The 19,369-nt window shown below is 62.0% G+C and carries 16 protein-coding genes; 11 read left to right on the top strand and 5 right to left on the bottom strand.

The window, feature by feature from the left end:
* The 9 genes from ACVWNW_RS09115 (at position 1) to ACVWNW_RS09075 (ending at position 10,902) form a co-directional block, all read left to right on the top strand.
* On the top strand, positions 1-3,105 hold the full coding sequence (locus tag ACVWNW_RS09115; RefSeq protein WP_454482333.1) for a bifunctional [glutamine synthetase] adenylyltransferase/[glutamine synthetase]-adenylyl-L-tyrosine phosphorylase: 3,105 nt from the start codon (positions 1-3) through the stop codon (positions 3,103-3,105).
* A gap of 70 nt (positions 3,106-3,175) precedes the next feature.
* Complete coding sequence (pyrB, locus tag ACVWNW_RS09110; RefSeq protein WP_046322941.1) at positions 3,176-4,183, top strand: aspartate carbamoyltransferase; 1,008 nt, start codon at positions 3,176-3,178, stop codon at positions 4,181-4,183.
* On the top strand, positions 4,180-4,593 hold the full coding sequence (locus ACVWNW_RS09105; RefSeq protein ID WP_454482331.1) for an aspartate carbamoyltransferase regulatory subunit: 414 nt from the start codon (positions 4,180-4,182) through the stop codon (positions 4,591-4,593). Before pyrB ends, ACVWNW_RS09105 begins: the two co-directional genes overlap by 4 nt.
* Before the next feature lies 1 nt (position 4,594).
* On the top strand, positions 4,595-6,028 hold the full coding sequence (locus ACVWNW_RS09100; RefSeq protein ID WP_454482329.1) for a dihydroorotase: 1,434 nt from the start codon (positions 4,595-4,597) through the stop codon (positions 6,026-6,028).
* Positions 6,016-7,077 (top strand): orotidine-5'-phosphate decarboxylase, encoded by a 1,062-nt coding sequence (gene pyrF, locus ACVWNW_RS09095; RefSeq protein ID WP_454482327.1) that lies wholly within the window; start codon positions 6,016-6,018, stop codon positions 7,075-7,077. The genes ACVWNW_RS09100 and pyrF overlap by 13 nt, the downstream gene beginning before the upstream one ends.
* On the top strand, positions 7,074-7,919 hold the full coding sequence (locus tag ACVWNW_RS09090) for an iron-sulfur cluster-binding protein (protein ID WP_261254305.1): 846 nt from the start codon (positions 7,074-7,076) through the stop codon (positions 7,917-7,919). The genes pyrF and ACVWNW_RS09090 overlap by 4 nt, the downstream gene beginning before the upstream one ends.
* Positions 7,916-8,887 carry a dihydroorotate dehydrogenase gene (locus ACVWNW_RS09085; RefSeq protein WP_261254307.1) on the top strand — a complete coding sequence of 324 codons (972 nt, stop codon included), beginning with the start codon at positions 7,916-7,918 and terminating at the stop codon, positions 8,885-8,887. Before ACVWNW_RS09090 ends, ACVWNW_RS09085 begins: the two co-directional genes overlap by 4 nt.
* Entirely contained in the window at positions 8,884-9,630 is a 747-nt protein-coding gene (pyrE, locus tag ACVWNW_RS09080) for an orotate phosphoribosyltransferase (RefSeq protein ID WP_454482324.1), read from the top strand. The genes ACVWNW_RS09085 and pyrE overlap by 4 nt, the downstream gene beginning before the upstream one ends.
* Positions 9,631-9,786: 156 nt before the next feature.
* Positions 9,787-10,902, top strand: a complete 1,116-nt coding sequence (locus tag ACVWNW_RS09075; protein ID WP_454482322.1) for a DsbA family protein — start codon at positions 9,787-9,789, stop codon at positions 10,900-10,902.
* Positions 10,903-11,012: 110 nt separating this feature from the next.
* Here the strand turns inward: ACVWNW_RS09075 and ACVWNW_RS09070 are convergent, their stop codons facing one another.
* The 3 genes from ACVWNW_RS09070 to ACVWNW_RS09060 are packed head-to-tail and all read right to left on the bottom strand — an operon-like array spanning position 11,013 to position 14,696.
* Positions 11,013-11,951, bottom strand: coding sequence for a LysR family transcriptional regulator (locus tag ACVWNW_RS09070; protein ID WP_198229309.1), 939 nt, complete (start codon positions 11,949-11,951; stop codon positions 11,013-11,015).
* Positions 11,952-11,975: 24 nt separating this feature from the next.
* Complete coding sequence (locus tag ACVWNW_RS09065; protein WP_454482320.1) at positions 11,976-12,758, bottom strand: 2,3-bisphosphoglycerate-dependent phosphoglycerate mutase; 783 nt, start codon at positions 12,756-12,758, stop codon at positions 11,976-11,978.
* A gap of 30 nt (positions 12,759-12,788) precedes the next feature.
* Positions 12,789-14,696, bottom strand: coding sequence for a bifunctional ADP-dependent NAD(P)H-hydrate dehydratase/NAD(P)H-hydrate epimerase (locus tag ACVWNW_RS09060; protein ID WP_454482318.1), 1,908 nt, complete (start codon positions 14,694-14,696; stop codon positions 12,789-12,791).
* Positions 14,697-14,830: 134 nt separating this feature from the next.
* On the opposite strand from ACVWNW_RS09060, the gene ACVWNW_RS09055 reads away from it, so the two are divergent.
* The gene (locus ACVWNW_RS09055; RefSeq protein ID WP_046322931.1) at positions 14,831-15,520 is read left to right on the top strand and encodes an MgtC/SapB family protein; all 690 of its coding nucleotides are present in this window, start codon (positions 14,831-14,833) and stop codon (positions 15,518-15,520) included.
* A 49-nt stretch (positions 15,521-15,569) separates the two neighbouring features.
* Here ACVWNW_RS09055 and ACVWNW_RS09050 read toward each other — a convergent pair whose 3' ends face one another.
* Positions 15,570-17,171, bottom strand: a complete 1,602-nt coding sequence (locus ACVWNW_RS09050) for an ABC-F family ATP-binding cassette domain-containing protein (RefSeq protein ID WP_046322930.1) — start codon at positions 17,169-17,171, stop codon at positions 15,570-15,572.
* 117 nt (positions 17,172-17,288) lie between these two features.
* Positions 17,289-18,521 carry a TspO/MBR family protein gene (locus tag ACVWNW_RS09045; RefSeq protein ID WP_454482315.1) on the bottom strand — a complete coding sequence of 411 codons (1,233 nt, stop codon included), beginning with the start codon at positions 18,519-18,521 and terminating at the stop codon, positions 17,289-17,291.
* Between the two features lie 184 nt (positions 18,522-18,705).
* On the opposite strand from ACVWNW_RS09045, the gene ACVWNW_RS09040 reads away from it, so the two are divergent.
* Positions 18,706-19,308 (top strand): DNA-3-methyladenine glycosylase I, encoded by a 603-nt coding sequence (locus ACVWNW_RS09040; RefSeq protein ID WP_454482313.1) that lies wholly within the window; start codon positions 18,706-18,708, stop codon positions 19,306-19,308.
* Positions 19,309-19,369 lie beyond the last annotated feature (61 nt).

Raw genomic sequence — 19,369 nt, 5'->3', positions numbered from 1 at the left:
ATGGCAGATCCGGCGCGACCGTCCACTTCGACCCTAATACACCTTGGGCTGCACGACCTGGACAAGGCCCGGGTTAGGCTGGATCGGCTTGCCCGCATGGTGGACGATCAGGAGCTGGAGCAAACCCTGGTCCAGAGCCTCGACCAGGCCTGTGATCCGGACGAAGCCCTTGCTGGGCTGATACGAATTCTGGAGCAGTATCCACAGGGAGCCCGGCCGGACTTTCTTGCCGGATCCCCAATGGAAAACAAAGAGGCCGCCCAGTCGCTGATCAGGGTGTTGGGGGCCTCGGAGGCCATGGGCCGACTGATGCGCTCGCGGCCGGAGTTGGTAGAGGCGGCCACCTTCGACCCTGACCACCTGGCTGACTGCACGGCGGAAACCAGACAGAAGCGGGTTCTTGACGCCTTGGATAAGGCGGAGGCAAATTCGGACTCCGTGCCCTCGCTGGCGACCTACGCCGATGCGCTGCGGTTCGAATACCGGCTGCAGCTGGCTGCCGTCATGGCCCGGGATCTGGCAGCAGAGGATCCTCTAGAGCTGGAGCCGGAAATCAGCCGCGCTTTGTCGGACATGGCCGACGCTGCAATACAAGGGGCTCTGAGCATCGCCAGTCGTCAGGTTCCCAATGCGGATTCATGCCGTCTGACGGTCATTGGCATGGGCAAGCTGGGTGCCCAGGAACTCAACTACGTGTCCGATGTGGATCTCATGTACTTGGTGGAGCCGGCTTCGGGGGCGGACACAAGCGAGACAGATCCCATCGCCGTGGGTACTGCCATGGCCGTCCTCCTGCAGCGGGTCTGCCAGTCGGTCATCCCCGGTTCGACGGAGCCGCCGCTCTGGAAGGTCGATACTACCCTGAGGCCCGAGGGACGTGACGGCCCTCTGGTGCGCCGTCTGGCCTCCTACGCTGACTACTATGCCCAATGGGCTGAGAATTGGGAGTTCCAGGCTCTGCTCAAGGCCCGTCCGGTTGCGGGCGACAAGGACCTGGGCGAGGACTATTCGGCCATGGTCGAGCCCCTGGTCTGGGGAGCATGTCAGCGACCCAACTTCGTCTACGATTGCCAGCGGATGCGCCAGCGTGTGGAGCGGCTGATACCAGAGGACCGCAAGGAGCGCGAGATTAAGTTGGGCCAGGGCGGACTGCGGGACGTGGAATTCACCGTCCAAATGCTCCAGCTGGTTCATGGCTCCAGCGACGAGGATCTGCATTGTCCTGCCACCCTGGATGCCCTGCAGGCCCTGTCGCGCGGCGGCTACATTTCACGCAAGCACGGCGATCAGCTGGACCATGACTACCGGTTTGAGCGGGTCATGGAGCATCGTCTGCAGATGTGGCAGCTGCGTCGCACCCACCTCTTTCCAAAAATCAACCGTTCAGGCGCCCCCGGCCAGCGGCCACCCAGCCTGGAAGAGCTGGAGAACAACCGTGATCTTCGGCGACTGGCCCGGGCCTTCGGACTGCATGCCGACCAGATGCTGGCCCAATACCAAGCCACCAGGATCGAGGTCCGCAACCTTCACCAGGCCATCTATTTCCGTCCCATGCTGCCCATCAACGCCCAGGTGGACGAGGATGAGGTCAGCCTGCGCCCCCAGGCGGCACGTGCCAGATTTGCATCTATTGGCTTCGCGGACCCTGATGCAGCCATTCGCCATGTCACGGCCCTGACCACAGGGGTCACTCGATCGGCGCGTATCAACCGGATTCTCATGCCCGCCGTCCTCCAGTGGCTGGGGGAGGGGCAAGACCCTGACATGGGACTCCTGGGCTGGCGAACCCTGGAGGAGCACTTCGGCGGCAAGAGCACCTATCTGGGCTTTCTACGGGACTCCACCTCGGCAGCCCGCCGCCTCTGCCATATCCTGTCCAACTCGCGTTACCTGTCCGGTGCCCTGGCTCGATCCGTCCAGTCGGTGACCTGGCTGGGTCACGACCAGGATATGATCCCCCGTGATCGAGCCACCTTGGACAAGCGCGCTGTAGCTTATCGAACCCGGCATGCGGACTCGCTGGAGGATTTCGCCACTGCAGTGCGGGCCATGCGCCGCCAGGAAATCGAGCGGATCGGGTTGGGTTGGATGAGCGGTGTGGACGATCAGCAGGCCTGCCTAGCGGGCATGTCCGATGTTTACGATGCAGCTATCGATGCCGCCCTGGACTGGGCCGTGGGCAACCGTCTGGGTCAGACAGGTTCGAGTGATGAAGAACCGCGTCAAGCGCCGGCAGAAATGGCCCTGATCGCTATGGGTCGTTACGGGGGCAGGGAGGTCAACTTCAACTCGGACGCCGACATCATGCTGGTATACCGTCCCGCATCAGGCGCCGACCAGGACCAGACGGCTGAATTCGCACGTGGCGTGACTGCCGATCTGCGGGCCGTCCTGGCTGGACCGGCCAGCCTGGAGCCCGGCATCGACCTGGACTTCGACCTGCGTCCCGAAGGACGTCAGGGGCCTCTGGTGCGTTCCCTGGACTCCTACCAGCGCTACTACCGCGACTGGTCAGAAACCTGGGAACATCAGGCCCTGATCCGTGCCAGATTCGCAGCTGGGAATGCTGCTCTGGCCAAGGATTTTCTGGAGGGTATAGCCAATCCGCTTCGCTACCCCGAGCAGCCGCCAAATGAGGAGGAGCTAGGGCAGATCCGCCGTCTTAAAGCCCGAATGGAGGCGGAGCGACTTCCGCGCGGCGTGCGTCGGGATCGGCATCTGAAGCTGGGCCGGGGAGGGCTGTCTGACGTGGAATGGACGGTTCAGCTCCTCCAGCTGCGTCACGCCCACAATCTGCCTGAGCTACAGGTCACCGGGACGCTGACCGCCTTGGATGCCTTGGAGTCTGCGGGACTCATAGAGGCCAAGGATGCCAAGGCCCTGCGCCGCAGCTGGGTGCTCTGCACCGCAGCCCGGAACGCCAACTTCCTCTGGTCCGGACGTGTCTCCCAGGCGGACATCCTGCCCGACGACGGGCAGGTTCTGGGGGGCATCGCGGTCTGCTTGGGCTACCCGGCCCACCGGGGCCAGCACTTCGTCAACGAGCTGCTGGCGGCCATGCGCCGCTGTAGGCAGGTCATGGAACGACTCTTTTACGGCCGCTGACTCTGGGTCCATCCGGGGTCGTATGCTTGTTCAGGTCACATAAGGTGGCCACCTTGAGGAAGGTGAGCCGTTGTCCCAACAAGTTGATCACGCATCCAACACCTCTTCCGCCGTCGTTCCGCTTCGTGGGCGAAGTGTGGTTACCCTCGACGACATTCCCATGACCCAGATCCTGGACCTGCTGGATCGGGCGGCCTACATCGACACCCATCGCCGTCAGGTGGCCCACACCTGTGACGGCCGGGTCCTGGCCACGCTCTTCTATGAACCCAGCACCCGAACCCGGCTCAGCTTCGAGACGGCCATGCTCCGTCTGGGCGGCCAGGTCATAGGATTCGCCGGCGCCCAGCTGGCCAGCGTCTCCAAGGGGGAGTCCATCAGCGACACCCTGAAGACGGTCTCCAACTACGCTGACATCGTGGCCATCCGCCACCCTAAGGAGGGTGCTGCCTTGGTGGCCTCCCAGGCGGCTACGGTCCCAGTCATCAACGCCGGTGACGGTGGGCACATGCACCCGACCCAAACCCTGACCGACCTGGCCACCATCCGCGCCCGCAAGGGTCGGCTGAACCATCTGACCATCGGTCTGTGCGGGGACCTGACCTTCGGTCGTACCGTCCACTCCCTGATCACCACCCTCTGCCGACTGGGCCACGTAGACTTCGTCCTGATCAGCCCCGACGAGCTGCGCACTCCCGAATACGTTCTGGAACGGATCCGCTCTTCGGCCGATTGCACCTACCGTGAGACCGGGGATCTGAACGGTGTCATCGGCGACTTGGACGTGCTCTATATGACCCGCGTCCAGCAGGAGCGATTCTTCAACGAAGACGACTACCTGCGTCTGCGTGACACCTACATTCTGGATGCCGACAAGCTTCGGGCTGCGCGCCCCGACATGGCCATCCTCCATCCGTTGCCCAGAGTCAACGAAATTGCCGTGGAGGTGGACGATGATCCGCGTGCGGCCTACTTCCAGCAGGTTCGCAACGGCATGCTGGTCAGAATGGCCCTGGAGAGCGCCTTGCTGGGCGACGAGCTGCCCGGTTATCGCAAGCAGAAGGAGGTGGCGGCATGAAGGTCACCAGCATTGTTGACGGCATCATCATCGACCACGTTCGTGCGGGCACAGCCCTGAAGGTCTTGCACTACCTGCGCGTGGACCCGGCGAAGACCCGGCTGGCCCTGATCATGAATACGGACAGCCGCAAGTACGGTTCCAAGGACATCATCAAGATCGAGCAGACCGGTGATCTGGACCTGACCGCCCTCGGGTTCATCGCTCCCGAGGCCACCGTCGATGTAGTCAGGCAGGGCCGGATCGTCAGCAAGCATCAGCCTGACCGGCCAAACCATCTGATCAACGTCATCACCTGCGTCAACCCTCGTTGCGTCACCACGGTGGAGACTGGTGTGGACCAGCGCTTCCACCTGGACGCTGCCGGTGTCTATCGCTGCGACTACTGCGACGAGAAGGCAGAAGACTGACATGCGGCTGCTGGGGTTGACTGATTGGCGCACCGGCAGGGCGGTCGATCTGATGCTTCCCCAGACGGTTGACAGCACGCTGATTGACGAGACCGGCGCCATGTCGGCAGAGGTGGATCAGATAGACGCCTCGGGGCTGGTACTGGCTCCGGCCCTGGTAGACCCGCACGTCCACCTGCGCGACCCTGGCCAAACTGACAAAGAAGACATGGTCACCGGCACAGCTGCCGCAGCTGCCGGAGGCTACGGGCTGATACTGCTCATGCCCAATACCCAGCCAGCCATGGACGGCCGTGCGAGGATGGCCGATGGGCGTACGATCATCGACTACCTGGAATCCTACGAGCAGGACCATGGGCTGAGCCTGCCGGTGGACTACGACCTCTGCGTGGCGGCCACTCTGGACCGGGCCGGCAGGCAGGCCTCAAACCCAGACGACTGGTCGAGTCACCTGCCTGGCCACGGATACGACCATCCTGTAGTGGCCATCAGCGATGACGGATCGGCAGTAACCGATCAGACCCTGGATGCCGTTGCTGCCAATGCCCGAGAATTCGACCTGCCCATCCTGGATCACTGTGAACACCACGAGCATGGTCAGGTCAACCTGGGGGCCGTCAGCCGCCGGCTGGGACTGGAAGGGATTCCCGCCTCCACCGAGACCGCCATTATCAACCGGGACATCGAACTGGCAGAACGTACCGGCACCCGGGTGCATCTGCAGCATGTCAGCACTGCCGGGGGATTCGAGGCTGTTCGCCGGGCCAAGACCCGTGGGTTGCCGGTCACCTGCGAGACCGCACCCCACTATCTGGCCCTCTGCGACGAGGACCTGCTGCGTTGCGGCAGCATGGCCAAGATGAACCCTCCACTGCGCTCCCGCGCTGACCAGCAGGCTGCACTTGAGGCCGTAGCCGACGGCACCGTGGACATGATTGCCACCGACCATGCCCCCCACACCGCTGCTGAGAAGGCACTGGGGCTCAAGAATGCCCCGAACGGCATCATCGGTCTGGAGACTGCCTATGCAGTCTGCAACCAGGTCCTGGTCAAGAGCGGGCTCGTCAGCCATGACCGCCTGATCGAACTCATGTCCCTGGCTCCAGCCGAGCTCATGGGCATGCGTCGGCTCCTGCCTGAAGACCTGCCCTCGCATACGGCGAACAAGGTCAATAAAGCCGGTCACCTGCAGCTGGAGGCCGACCGTCATAGCGATGCCAATCTGCCACCCGTTAACCTGGTCATCTTGGACCCCGGGGCCAAGTGGGAGGTAGATCCCAGCCGCTTCCATTCCAAGGCACGGAACACCCCCTTCGCCGGAACAGAGCTGACCGGCCGGGTCATGGCCACCATAAAGGATGGGCGTCTGGTATTCTCCCGCCTGCCCGCAAGCCGCGTCATCGCCAGGGAAAGGATCCGAGTATGGACCGACTGACTGCGCTCGTCCAAGACAAGAACAATCCGACCGTGGTCGGTCTGGATCCGCGACCGGAACTGCTGCCCAGCCAGCTGATCGAACAGGCCAGACAGCGCGCAGCCGGGAGCATGGCTCAGATGGGCCTGGACCCCAAGGACCTGCAGCAGACCCAGGGCGAACAGGCTCAGGCTGTCTGGGCGGACCATCTGGCCAGGGCTTATCTGCGCTTTAACCTGGCCATCCTGGAAGGCGTGGCCGACCTAGTGCCTGCAGTCAAGCCTCAGATTGCCATGTACGAGGCACTGGGACCCTGGGGCATCAGGGCCTACACCAGCACCTGCCGAGCCGCAGCCGACCGTGGCCTCTATGTCATCGGGGATGTCAAGCGCGGTGACATCGGCTCCACGGCTGAGGCCTACGCCGCCCACCTGGACGGGCTTCCTCTACCCTTCACTCCTGGGCAGACGATCGACGGGCCGGCTCACAGTGGCGGTAGATTCCCCTGGTACGAGGATGCCCTGACCATCAATGTCTACCTGGGCTCCGATGGGGTGGAACCCTTCCTGCAGGCTGCCGAGCACATCCAGGGCGACTTATTCGCCCTGGTGCGCACATCCAATCCCTCGGGCAGCCAAATCCAGGAACTGGGCCTGGACACGGCCTCAGGCGGCGGAACCATCTATCAGCGCCTGGGCGATCTGGTGGAATCCTGGGGACAATCCTCCATCGGGGAATCGGGTTACTCCAGGCTTGGTGCTGTGGTCGGCGCCACCCATCCTGAGGATGGCACCCTTCTGCGGCAGGCCATGCCCCACACCTTTTTCCTGGTCCCCGGTTACGGAGCGCAGGGCGGTTCAGCGGCCGACGTGGCGCCCATGTTCGACCAGTCCGGCGGCGGCGCTGTGGTCAACTCCTCTCGGGGAATCATCGCAGCCTGGCGGAAGGATCCGGACTACAGCCCGCGGCTCAGCGTTCAGGCGGCCCTGGGCATGGTCACCCGCGATGCCCGCCAAGCTGCGCAGGCTATGAAGGACGATCTCAATCAGGCGATCAAGGAGGCCCGATGAAAACCAACCTCTTTATATCCACCAGTCGGGTGGAAGAACAGGCCGAACGGGCAGGTCGGCTGCCTGGACGGCGTACTGCCCAGGTCACCGGCATGGAGCCCCTGGACCGGCAGGTCTGGCGAATGACCATCCGCGACCCTTACCTGGCCGCCCACGCCCCTGCAGGAGCCTTCATCAACCTTTACTCTGCAGACCGCATGACCATGATGCCCAGACCCTTCGGTATCAGCCGGGTTCTGGCGGGCGAGCAGATCGAGATCATCTTCGCCGTAGTCGGCCAGGGGACCAATGAATTCTCCCTCCTGCAACCGGGCATGGCTGTGGATCTGCTGGGGCCCCTGGGCCACGGCTTCGACCTGGAGAAGCCCGCAGACTATCTGCTGGTAGGCGGCGGCTTGGGTGTTCCTCCGCTGATTCGCGCAGCCCAATGCCTCCAAGGCCGGTCCGGTGTAAGCACCACCGCCCTGCTGGGCTACCGGGACCATCGGTTCGCCGATGCCATCATGGGCTCGCTGACCGATCGACTGGAGTCCATCGACAATGCCTCCGGGGATGTCATAACCCTCTTGGATCGGGTTCGCGGCGACATCGATACCGAACGGACCATCATCCTGACCTGCGGACCCTTGCCCATGATGCGAGCCGTGGCCGCCTGGGCCCGCAAGACCGGCCTGCCTGCCCAGTGCTGCATGGAGTCCCGGATGGGTTGCGGCTATGGTACCTGTGTGGCCTGCGTGGTCGATACCGTTGACGGCAGGCTCAAGGTCTGCAAGGACGGCCCGGTCTTCGCTGCCGATCGTCTTATCTGGGATGCAGAAGGAAGCAAGGAGATGCCGCGATGAGCCAGCAGACAATAGCAGAGATGCAGACGGCCATAGCCATGGATCCTCTGGAACCGCACGTCTGGCGGCATGGCACTGTTGTGGCCGGCACGCCTTGGAAGAACCCGGTGGGTACCGCCTCGGGCACCTTCAACCTGGATGCCTGCGGGGGTTATTACGACGTCTCCCAGATGGGCGCCATCTCCACCAAGGGGGTTTCGCCGGTTCCCTGGGAAGGCAACCCAACGCCCAGGACCGCCGAAAGCCCAGCCGGCATGGTCAACTCTGTGGGACTGCAGAACCCGGGCGTGGACCATTACCTGGTGGACGAACTGCCCAGGCTCAAGGCCCTGGGAGCCACCGTGGTCACCAACGTGGCCGGCCACAGCGATGAGGACTACGCCATCGTTGTGCAACGGCTGGCAGACTCCCCGGCGGATATGTTGGAGATCAACGTCTCCTGCCCCAACGTCTCACATGGAGGGATGTCCGTAGGCACTGATGCCAAGGCTCTGAACCGGTTGATCACCCGGCTGCGGGGTCTGACCGACAAGCCCATGGTGGTCAAGCTGACCCCCAACGTCACGGACATTGTGGAGGTGGCCCGAGCGGCCGTTGATGGGGGAGCAGATGCCCTCAGCCTGATTAATACCCTGGTGGGCATGCGCATCGACATCAATACGGGCAAACCCATCCTGGCCCAAGGCACCGGTGGTGTCTCAGGCCCCTGCATCCTGCCAATCGCTTTGTCCTTCGTCTGGCGGGTGCGCCAGGCATTGCCCGACATTCCCATCATCGGCATCGGAGGAATCGACTCGGGACGCACGGCCTTGGAATTCCTCTATGCGGGGGCCAACGCCGTGGAGGTGGGGGCTGCGGCCCTGGTGGACCCTGTGGCGCCCATGAGGGTGGCCCGCGAACTGGATGATCTTTTAGACGAGCGGCCCGATCTGGCCGAATTGCTCAAGAAAGGGAAGTGCTGGCGATGAGCGCAACCGCTGCGGAAAACAACGACCATGACGGGGATGCCCTGGAACAGACCCGCCGCATCCAGGAGGGTTTCACCAGCTTCCTGCTGCAGAGCGGAGCGCTCAAGTTCGGTGACTTCACCCTGAAGTCAGGGCGGCGCTCGCCCTACTTCATCAACGCCGGGGCCTTCAATGACGGACGGCTGATTGCCCTGCTGGGTGAGTTTTACGCCCGGACCATTGTACAGGCTGTGAAGCAGGGGACCCTGCCCGCAGACATCGACACGGTATTCGGCCCGGCCTACAAGGGAATTCCCCTGGCCGTCTCCACCGCCATAGCGCTGAGTGGGGCGCACGGCATGCCGGTCGGCTACACCTTTGACCGCAAGGAGGTCAAGGACCATGGCGATGGAGGCCTCATGGTCGGAACCCAGCTCAGGGATGGCATGAGGGTGCTGCTGGTGGATGATGTCATGACCGCCGGGACTGCGGTCCGACAGGTGGTGCCCAAGATCATGTCCCGGGCCAAGGTGACCATCGTCGGTCTAGTGCTCTCCGTGGACCGAATGGAGCGCACCGGACAGGGCCAAGGCTCGGCCGTGGAGTCAATCATGGACGAGTTCCACTTCCCGGTCATCAGCATCGTCAACGTCCGCCAGATCTTTGGCGCGGCCGCCTCTATGAAGGGTCCGGACGGGTCGCCCATTCTGGACCAGCGCACGGCTGATGCCGCCAGGAACTATTTGGCGCGCTACGGTGCCTGAGCAAATGCCTGGCTCATACGATATGTTGATTGTGCGTGCAGGGCCGCATTGACGCACATTCTTCAAATGGTCATTCTGTCGGATGACCCTCGTGTAGATTGGTAAAGGTCCGACGGGCACGCCGACGGATTATCATCGCAAGGAAGGCCATGGACCATGACGAAACCGCTGGAGCAGAATGGTCATGAGGAACCGGACCAGACTGAGGTCGACGAAGTGAATGCCGCTCCTCAGGCGAATTCAGAGGAGACGGCCAAGCCTGCCGTTTCTGACACAGCAACTAGTGCAGAGAAATCTTCGAATGAGGCAGAACCTGCTGATGAGCCTCCTTCGACTGTTGAGGAACCGGAAGAGACAGGCCGGCCTGCGCAGCGGTCTCGGAGGCTACCGCTAATACTGGTTGCGATTGCTCTTGTGCTGGTGCTTGTAGCCGGCTTCTACATGCTGTGGACTAACCGTTCAGGAGACGACCAGTCAGCCCAAAAGCCTTCCTCGAAGGTATCGTCCGCCCAAGTCAGCAAGGGCCCCACTGGGGATGCCAAGGCCTACAAGGCACTGCAAGCGGTCACCGTCAAGCCGTCAGTTGCCGACGACCAGGGAGGGCTGACCGTTTCAGCTAAGGGAGTCGGCAGCAAGAAGAAGGTTGCTGATGTGCCTACCCTTGAGATCTTCATGGATCCCATGTGCCCATGGTGTGGCAAGGTGGGCCGGGTCATCGATCCCCAGCTGCAGCGCATGATTAGCGCAGGCCAGATCAACGTCACCTACAACTTTTTGAACTTCCTTGATTCGGCCTCCAGTGACCAGTACTCCAGCCGCGTGGACAACGCCTTGGCTATGGTGGCCCAGGAGGATCCGGATCATCTGCCGGCCTTCGCCGCCGCCATCTTTGCTGCCGACTTCCAACCCAATGAAAGCTCCTATCAGGCCGTCTCCGACGCGCGCCTGGCCGACCAGGCTGTAGGGGCGGGCGTGCCCAGGTCCTTGGCAGACCGTTTTGCCCAGGGCACCTACAGACCATGGGTGGACAAGGTCAACGCCTATGCCATCACCCGCAAGGACGCCAAGGATGCCAAAGGAGAGTTCTCGACCCCCACCATCATGATCAACGGCAAAGTCTGGGATCTGACCGCAGCTGCAAAGAGCCAGGGAGGCCTGGAACATCTGGACCGGGCCCTGCTCAAAGCCCTGGGACTGAAATCGCAGGATGTGGGTCACCAAGGGAAGATGCCATCTATCGGAGCCCAAGGAACAGCGATGAAAGCAGAATAAGCGGCAACTGCTAAGTGCCTACGATCTGTGGCAAAAAATTAAGGATCGCCATTATTAGATCAGTCGTTTGCGTTTAGCCTTTGTCGGTTCGGCTGTTGCTCGCTTGACTGTTACTTGCCTGACTCCTGCTCGATCAGCGAATATCCGTGGTTGGACACCACCTGGCGTAGCTTGTCCAAGTAGAGTTCGGCGGCATGGGACAGCTTGGTCCGGCTGTTGACGATCCAGCCCAAAAGCATGGATTCATCCGACTCCAGGGGGACACTGACGATCTTCTCGTTGTTAAGGTCCTCGTTGTCGATGCCAGTGCAGACCGTGTAGGCGTTGAGCCCGACGATGAAGTTGAGCATGGTGGCCCGGTCGCTCACGGTGATTTGCTTGGGGGAGTAGTCGGGCCAGACTGCCTCCTCTGCAAAATAGAAGGAACCCTCCTCGCCCTGCTCATACTGCAGGAAGGGGTAGGGCTCCAAGTCCTTCATGGTCACCATGGCCCGATCAGCCAAGGGGTTGGTCCGGGCGATAAAGACATGCAGATCTGCACGGAAGAGGGGATGGAAGTCCAGGTGTTTCTCACGAAGCATCTTGGACAGGACCCGTTTGTTGAAGTCGGACTCGTAGATGATGCCTATCTCGGACTGAAGAGTGGCCACCTGGTCAATGATGTCCCTGGTGCGCGTCTCTCGTATGGTAAATTCGTACTCATCCGAATCGATGGAGTTGATCATCTCCACGAAAGCTTCCACAGCGAACATGTAGTGCTGGGTGGAAACCCGGCAGAGCTGCTTGCGGGGCCTGACCTGCCGGTAGCGGGCCTCCAGCAGGTCGGTCTGATCCAGAATCTGCCTGGCATAGGTCAGGAATTCCGCCCCGTCCACTGTCAGAGCAATCCCCTGGGAGTGGCGGGTGAAGATTTCGATGCCCAGCTCGTTCTCCAACTCCTTGACCGATGAGCTCAGAGCCGGCTGGGAGATGTAGAGCTCGTGCGAGGCCTCGTTCATGGAGCCGCATTCAACAATCTTGACGATGTAGCGCAGTTGGAGCAGTGTCATGTAAGCAAATCTATACCCAAGTCTCTATCGGCCCAGGGCCGCGGTTTCAGCTATGCCCCGGTTCGCAGCCTTCTGATCAAGATAGCGACCCGGACCCATGACTTGAAGATTGCCATCTTCATCGGTCTTGAAGTTGTAGACCATAGGAACGCCCGTGGGCACGTTGATGGACCGGATGTCCTTGTCATCAACGTCTTCAAGGACCTTGATCAGGCTCCGAACCACGGAACCATGGGTGACGATGAGCACAGTCCGACCTTGGGCCAGGTTGGGGGCTATCCGGCTTCGCCAGTAGGGATGCAGACGGATCAGCAGATCCTTGAGGCACTCGGCGCGGATCTCGGCCGGATTCTGGCCGTCCAGCCCGTCGCCCATGGCAGGGTAATAGCGTGGATCCGGTCCCTGAAAGTATGGTGAATCGGTTTCGATGGCAGGCGGCCTAACATCGTAGGAACGTCGGTAAATGTCGAATTGCTGCTGACCATAGCGTTCCAGCATGGCCGGTCGCGTCTGTCCCTGGAATGCACCATAGTGGCGCTCGTTCAGCCGCCAGGTGCGCTCTACCGGAATCCAGGCCCGATCAACCAGGTCCAGCACCGTGTTTGCAGTGACGATGCTTCGGGTCAGCAGAGAGGTGAAGACCAGGTCGGGCAGCAGGCCTGATTCCTTGAGCAGCTGTCCGGCATGGCGGGCCTGTTGCAGTCCGCGATCCGTCAGAGGCACGTCCACCCAACCGGCGAAACGGTTGACCGACTTCTGAGTCCAGACGCTTTCTCCGTGACGCATGACGATGAGCTGCGAGGTCATCAAATCAACTCCTTTTCTGATGACGTGTTTTTAGAACCAGAGCGAGCTGTTTTCGAAGAAGAGGGAAGCATCGTCCACTTCCTGGGCGGATTGGTCGATTTGATCAGCAGACCCTGCGGCTCTTGACATGACCAGACCCATAGCCCTGGGCAGAGCATCGGCCACCTGGCCGGCACGGATCGGCTGCCCCATAAGCCCTAAAGCTATCCCGTGGCCCTCCTGCTGGCTGTCCTGGGCTACCAGATCCGCAAAATCCTGAGGCTTACGCGGGTCGAAGATCAGTGGTTGCTCCCAGCCGGTCTGCCTGCCCCCGCTGGCCAGAGAACCGGCAAGCCCGTGCACGAAGGCCGCAGCAGCTGTTAGATCCACCATCAGCGTGGCATCATCCTGGATTGGTCCGGCATTTTGTGCCAGCATGGCCCCGATGGTTCCGGAGAGCACGTCTCCTGATCCGGCTGTAGACAGCCATGCTGGGCCGAAGCCGGTGGTCATGACGCGGGGACGGTCGGTGCCGTCCTCGCCGACGACCAATGTGATGGCCCCCTTGAGCAGAATGGTGGCCCCGGTCAGCTGACAGGCTCGGATTGCCCAATGCAGGGGTTCGGCCATGACCTGGTCGCCGTCCACGTTCTCGCCATGCGAGTTGAGTAAGGCTGCCATTTCGCCAGCATGTGGGGTAAGCACCGTGCGTGGGCCCAGCCGGTCCGGCAACAGATCCAAAGCACCCGCATCGGCTACTACCGGCGGGTCAGCTGCTGCTTCATCCTCGTCCAGGTCGGCGGCCTGACGGCTGAGTATATCGGCAATCAGATCACGCTGATCGTCCTGGCCTTGAGGTCCAGCTGCCTCCTGTGCTTGCCTGGTGGGTACACCCGAGCCCAGAACCCAGGATTCAACCCTTCCGCGGCCTAGGACGGTCTCGGGCAGCTCCTGCAGGATCAGGTCGCCCACCTGCTCGGGGCCGCAGTAACGGATCATGCCCACGTTGCCGTTGGCAGCAGCCTTGCTGGAGAGCAGCCCGGCGCCATGGTAGAGGGCGGATCCGGTGACCAGGCCGACCACGCCCCGACTGTACTTGGTGTCATTTACCCGAGGCACTCTCAGGAGACTGGCGCAGTCCTCAGCGCTCATGCAGGAGACGCTGGGGACCAGGGCCGAGGTGTCAAAACCGAAGTCAACCAGGACGATTCTGCCGCAGACATAGGCGGCCGGGGGCAGCATCAGGCAGGGTTTCATGGCTCCCATGGTCACGGTCACATCTGCCGGAATGTAGGCACCGGGAAGTGTGCCCTCGTCCACGTCCAAACCGGAGGGGGTATCCACAGCCAGTACCAAGGGCCTATCCTGGCCGGCGGGGTCGTGCCAGGCTGGTCTGTCGGGCAGACCGCTCTCCATGCCCAGTTCTACGGCCAGAGCAGCGGGAATGCCGCGCAACGCCCCCTTCAGGCCGATACCCGTCATGGCATCGATAATCAGATCCGCCTGTCGGCACAGTTCCAAGGCCTGGTCCATCTCCTCGGATGCTTGGTCCGGTCCGGAGGGGGTCTCGCAGCCGGGGATGGCTGCCTGGGGATCCAGGGCCGTGACCACTCCGCCGGCGCGTAGAAGAGCATCCAGCCCACCCTGGTGCAGGCTGCGTCCGGTGGCCACCACAGTCACGTCGGCCCCGTGCCCGGCCAGATCAGCTGAGGCATAGAGCCCGTCGCCGCCATTGTTGCCGGCCCCTGCCAGCAGGACGATCCTGGCGCCTGCCGGCTCCAGTCCAGCCTGGGTCAGCATGACATCGGCCACGGAGGCCAGGGATCCGGCGGCAATGCGCATCAGAGGCACCCCGTCGTCCAAAAACGGCTGCTCCAGGGATCGGATCATGTCGGCTGAATAGGCGCTGGTGGCCAGGGTCCGCCGGGCTTCGCGGCGTTCATCTGGTGACGGCTTCATGGCATCACACCCCTCATTCAAAAGGTCCACGTGCGGCGGCACGGCCGGCCACGTGCTGGCTCCACTCTATCCGATGGCCATGTCCTGCAAGCGTTATAAGGTCTGCCTATTTACGAGGGCAGGAAAGGAAATTCATGCAGGGATTCGCAATGCCGAACCCGGGCCAGATTATGGCAGTGGTCCTGACGGTGGTCCTATGTGGCCTAATCGGTTTCGAGCGCGAGTTCCTCAAACATGACGCTGGCATCCGCACCCATATTCTGGTGGGTCTGGGCAGCTGCCTGTTCACCATGGTCTCCCTTTACGGCATCCAAGCCGCTGTAGGCAACTACTCTTGGGATGCCTCCCGAATTGCGGCCGGAGTGGCCTCGGGCATCGGCTTCATCGGCGCCGGGGTCATCTTCTTCAACCACGATTCTGTCAAGGGTCTGACGACGGCCAGTGCCATCTGGGTGGCCGCTGCTGTGGGCATGGCCTGCGGGGTCCAGCTCTTCGCCATAGCCATCCTGGCTGTCGTCTTCTACTTCCTGGCCGTTCTGGTCATCGCACCCATCCTCAAGTGGTTCCTGCGCAACCGTCAGAACACAGTTCTGCGCATCGTATACCAAGACGGCCACGGCTGCCTGCGTGAATCCCTGCTGCTGGCCACCCGCATGGGCTTCGAGTCCCGGGTGCTGACCATCCACGAGCTGCACCGGGATGCCTGGAAGGGCGCCGATGTCACCGTCAACCTGTTGGGCAAGGGGGACGTGACCGAGCTAGTCGAATCCATAGGTCAGACTCCAGGGGTCAAAGGGGTTGAGGTCCTGGGGGAGGACGACTAACCCGCTGACGACACAGACGACCCACAGCCATGGGCCAATAGGTGGCTACCTACTCTTCAGCCACCAGATCCAGATAGTCGTCGCTCCAGAGGTCCTCATCACCGTCGGGCATGAGCAGCACCCGTTCAGGGTTGAGCGCCTTGACGGCCCCCTCGTCGTGGGTGACCAGCACAATGGCCCCCTCGTACTTGGCGATGGCCTTGAGTATCTCGTCCCGCGAGGCGGGGTCCAGGTTGTTGGTGGGCTCGTCCAGCAGCAGGACGTTGGCCCGGCTGGTCACCAGGGTGGCCAGGGCCAGGCGGGTCTTCTCGCCGCCCGAAAGAACCTTGGTGGGCTTCATGGCGTCGTCCCCTGAGAAGAGGAAGGAGCCCAGGATGGTTCGCGCCTGAGTGTTGTCCAGGTCCGGGGCCACGTGCTGTAGGTTCTCCAGAACGGTGACATCGTTATCCAGGGTGTCGTGCTCCTGAGCGAAGTAGCCGATCTTGGCCCCATGCCCCAGGGTCACCTTGCCAGTGTCGGGCTGCTCGATGCCGGCCAGCAACCGCAGGGTGGTGGTCTTGCCAGCGCCGTTGTACCCCAGGATGACCACCCGGGAGCCCTTGTCGATGGCCAGGTTGATGCCGGCGAAGACAATGTTGGATCCGTAGGCCTTGGACAGGTCCTCGGCCATGATTGGCGTGCGGCCGCAGGGAGCGGGATCCGGGAAGCGCAGGTCGGCCACCTTTTCGGCCTTTTCCGCCTCTTGGGTGTCGGCCAGCAGGCGCTGGGCGCGGCGCATCATGTTCTGGGCGGCCACGGCCTTGGTGGCCTTGGCGTGCAGGCGGATGCCCTGCCGCATCAGGCGGTCGGCCTTCTTCTCGGCCACCTCGCGTTCGCGGCGTCGGCGCTCCTCGTCCACCACCCGCTGGCGCAGGTAGGCCTTCCATCCCATGGTGTACATGTCGATGCAGGAGCGCTGGGCATCCAGATGCCAGATGCGGTTGACGGTCTCGTCAAGCAGCTCGGTGGAGTGTGAGATGATCAGGAAGCCGCCCTCGAATCGGCGCAGGTAGCCTTTGAGCCACTCAATGGAGTCGGCATCCAAATGGTTGGTGGGCTCGTCCAGAATCAAGGTGTCGGCATCGGAGAAAAGGATTCTGGCCAGTTCGACCCGTCGGCGCTGACCGCCGGAGAGGGTACCCAGTGCCTGCTGCAGTGTTTCTTGGCTGAGCCCCAGGCTCTCACCCATGACGATGGCCTGTGATTGGGCCGCATAGCCTCCGGCGTTCTCAAAGTCCTGCTGGGCCTTGTCGTAGCGCTTCATGGCCTTTTCCATGATTTTGGGATCCGGATTGGTCATCTCGGTCTCGGCCTTACGCATCCGCTGGATGATGGATGCGATATCCCTGGCGCTCATGACCCGGTCCAGGGCGCTTTGCTCGGAATCACCCGCATGTGTGGACTGGGGCAGGTATCCCAGCTGTCCGGTCACCCTCACCTTGCCAGCCGAGGGAAGCATGTCTCCGGTGATGACCCTGGTCAACGTGGTCTTGCCGGCGCCGTTGCGACCCACCAGGCCGATGCGGTCGCCTTTGGTCACATGGAAGTCGGTGGCTTGCAGCAGTAGTCGGGCACCTATTCGGATCTCAAGTCCCTGCGCCTCAATAGCCATGCCGCCTCCGACCCCGCTTTCCTTGTGGATTCAAAACTTGCAAGGAATCATGGTAGCAAGAAGCAAGCCCTGCCAGTGCGTCTCGGCTGACGGGGCAATGGATGAGTCGTGGATGAATCAGCGACGGACCAGTCTGAACTTGCTCCAGGGGAAGTAGACCAGGAAGGCGCCCACGGCCGTCAGGGCGATGACCAACACACCCATGGCGGCCGCGAAGGAGAAGATCCTGATGCCGATGCCCAGACATGCCCAGATGACCACCAGGCCGAAGACCCAGTCCTTGCCATGCCTGTTCATCAGATAGGCTACGGCCAGGAGTGCGCCGACCACGATGATGGTGGCAAATCCCTGGACGGCATTGCTGACCTTGTGCCCGGCGACCACCATGTATCCTGCGTTGACCAGGGTGGCCACGCTCAGCCAGCTGGCGTAGATGGACAGGGGAATCCAGTCCAGGGCCTTGGCGGCGGTCGGGGTTCCGGCCTTGGTGGCGTCCCTGCGCACCAGGGCATAGAGCATCCAGGCCAACACAGTCAGAATGAGGATGATGACCAGGGCCCAGAAATTGCGCTCCATGTGCCACAGAGCCAGCCAGGCGATATTCAGGCAGCAAGTGGCTACAAAGAGCAACCCGCTCAGCGTGAAGGGCAGGAATCCCAGGCGTTTGCGGCTGGGGCCTGCCAGGCAGAAGCGGAAGAGCCATATGGCCAGGGCAATGTAGATGACCCCCCAGATGGCGAAAACGTAGCCGGCGGGCATAATCCAGAGGTCGACCTTGCGGGCCAGGCCACCCACGGTCGTGCCGTTGAAGTGGTAGACCTCTGCATAACCGTTGAAGCCCACCATTGCCACCCAGGCCACCCAGAGCAGGATGTCCTCGAAGAGCTTCCAGCCGCGACCCTTGGAGGATTCCTGTTCCTTTTTAGGCTGACCCTGCTTTTGATGTTGCTCCTTTGTTCGTTCCTCAGCCCGATTTGATCCCTGCGTCGCCTCATTGCTGCTGCGATCAGAGCGACCTTTGCCTCCATTGGCGGTCTCATCAGGACTGGTTTTCCCAGCCGCTGCCTTCTCTGACGAATCATCAGACTGCTTGGCTGCAGTACCCGAAAGCGATGAACCCGAAGCAGACAAGTCTGGAGTTGATGAATTCGAAGTCGACGGATTTGTAGATGCCGAACGCACATCTGTCGAACTCCGAGTTGCCGATGCAGAGCTCGATTTCGTGGAACCTGCACCTGCTGAATTTTTGGCTGATTGGCTGCCCTGCATGGCAGGGGAGGTACGCTTGGCTCTCTCGACCGGATCCTCCTTGTCGGTCCAGAGTCTACGCGGATTGTCCTTGTCAGTCATGGCACATGCTTCCTCTCCTTGCCGGCCGCAACCGTACTGCCGCCATGGGGATGACCCCGGGCATGGGCCGACCGGCCTCTGCTTCAACTCTAAATCGGCCAGCCTGGCTCGGTGGTATTGACCACCCGGTCAGGACTGCCGCCGGTGCTAGCCTGAAGCCGAATGCCGGAAAGGGGAGTACAGCATGGCCGAACCTTTACTTCGATGCGACTGGGCTCGAGTAGACGACCCGCTCATGCGCAGCTACCACGACCATGAGTGGGGCCGCCCCCTGCATGGCTCACAGAGGCTCTTCGCTATGCTCTCCCTGGAGATATTTCAGTGCGGGCTCAGCTGGCAGCTGATCCTGCATCGTCGTCAGGCCTTCTTCAAGGATTTCAACAACTTCGATATTAAAGCTGTCGCCGCCTTCGACACCGACCGAATCGACCGTCTCATGGCCGACCCTGCCATCATCCGCAATCGACGCAAGATCGAAGCCACGGTGGCCAATGCCGCCGTTATCGCCAGCCAATTCCCTGGGGAGGAATTCGACCGCTACTGCTGGTCCTTTACCGGTGGGCTGACAATCAACCACGACTACCCGGACGATCCCTCCATACCGCGCTACGACCACCTGTCAGCCATCGTGTGCAAGGACATGCGCGACCTGGGCCTGCGCTTCCTGGGCCCGGTGACCGTCCACTCCTTCCTCCAGGCAGCCGGCATGATCAACGACCACCAGCACGACTGCTTCCTCAACGGTTGCAGCCGCCCGCCTCTGAATTCGCCGGACTTGTCCATCTAAGCCGTCATCGAACAACTGTTCGAATTATTCGGCCCAGGCGATATTATGGTCAGGCTTTGGC

Source organism: Bifidobacterium sp. JNUCC 75, assembly GCF_054819865.1.
The sequence above is the reverse complement of the archived record's forward strand: the minus strand, read 5'-3'. Positions and strand labels throughout refer to the sequence as shown.

Excerpts from the sequence above, each read along its gene's own strand:
- ACVWNW_RS09115 (WP_454482333.1), top strand. The coding sequence starts at position 1 with ATGGCAGATCCGGCGCGACCGTCCACTTCGACCCTAATACACCTTGGG.
- ACVWNW_RS09105 (WP_454482331.1), top strand. The coding sequence starts at position 4,180 with ATGAAGGTCACCAGCATTGTTGACGGCATCATCATCGACCACGTTCGT.
- ACVWNW_RS09100 (WP_454482329.1), top strand. The coding sequence starts at position 4,595 with ATGCGGCTGCTGGGGTTGACTGATTGGCGCACCGGCAGGGCGGTCGAT.
- pyrF (WP_454482327.1), top strand. The coding sequence starts at position 6,016 with ATGGACCGACTGACTGCGCTCGTCCAAGACAAGAACAATCCGACCGTG.
- ACVWNW_RS09090 (WP_261254305.1), top strand. The coding sequence starts at position 7,074 with ATGAAAACCAACCTCTTTATATCCACCAGTCGGGTGGAAGAACAGGCC.
- ACVWNW_RS09085 (WP_261254307.1), top strand. The coding sequence starts at position 7,916 with ATGAGCCAGCAGACAATAGCAGAGATGCAGACGGCCATAGCCATGGAT.
- pyrE (WP_454482324.1), top strand. The coding sequence starts at position 8,884 with ATGAGCGCAACCGCTGCGGAAAACAACGACCATGACGGGGATGCCCTG.
- ACVWNW_RS09075 (WP_454482322.1), top strand. The coding sequence starts at position 9,787 with ATGACGAAACCGCTGGAGCAGAATGGTCATGAGGAACCGGACCAGACT.
- ACVWNW_RS09070 (WP_198229309.1), bottom strand. The coding sequence starts at position 11,951 with ATGACACTGCTCCAACTGCGCTACATCGTCAAGATTGTTGAATGCGGC.
- ACVWNW_RS09065 (WP_454482320.1), bottom strand. The coding sequence starts at position 12,758 with ATGACCTCGCAGCTCATCGTCATGCGTCACGGAGAAAGCGTCTGGACT.
- ACVWNW_RS09060 (WP_454482318.1), bottom strand. The coding sequence starts at position 14,696 with ATGAAGCCGTCACCAGATGAACGCCGCGAAGCCCGGCGGACCCTGGCC.
- ACVWNW_RS09055 (WP_046322931.1), top strand. The coding sequence starts at position 14,831 with ATGCAGGGATTCGCAATGCCGAACCCGGGCCAGATTATGGCAGTGGTC.
- ACVWNW_RS09050 (WP_046322930.1), bottom strand. The coding sequence starts at position 17,171 with ATGGCTATTGAGGCGCAGGGACTTGAGATCCGAATAGGTGCCCGACTA.
- ACVWNW_RS09045 (WP_454482315.1), bottom strand. The coding sequence starts at position 18,521 with ATGACTGACAAGGACAATCCGCGTAGACTCTGGACCGACAAGGAGGAT.
- ACVWNW_RS09040 (WP_454482313.1), top strand. The coding sequence starts at position 18,706 with ATGGCCGAACCTTTACTTCGATGCGACTGGGCTCGAGTAGACGACCCG.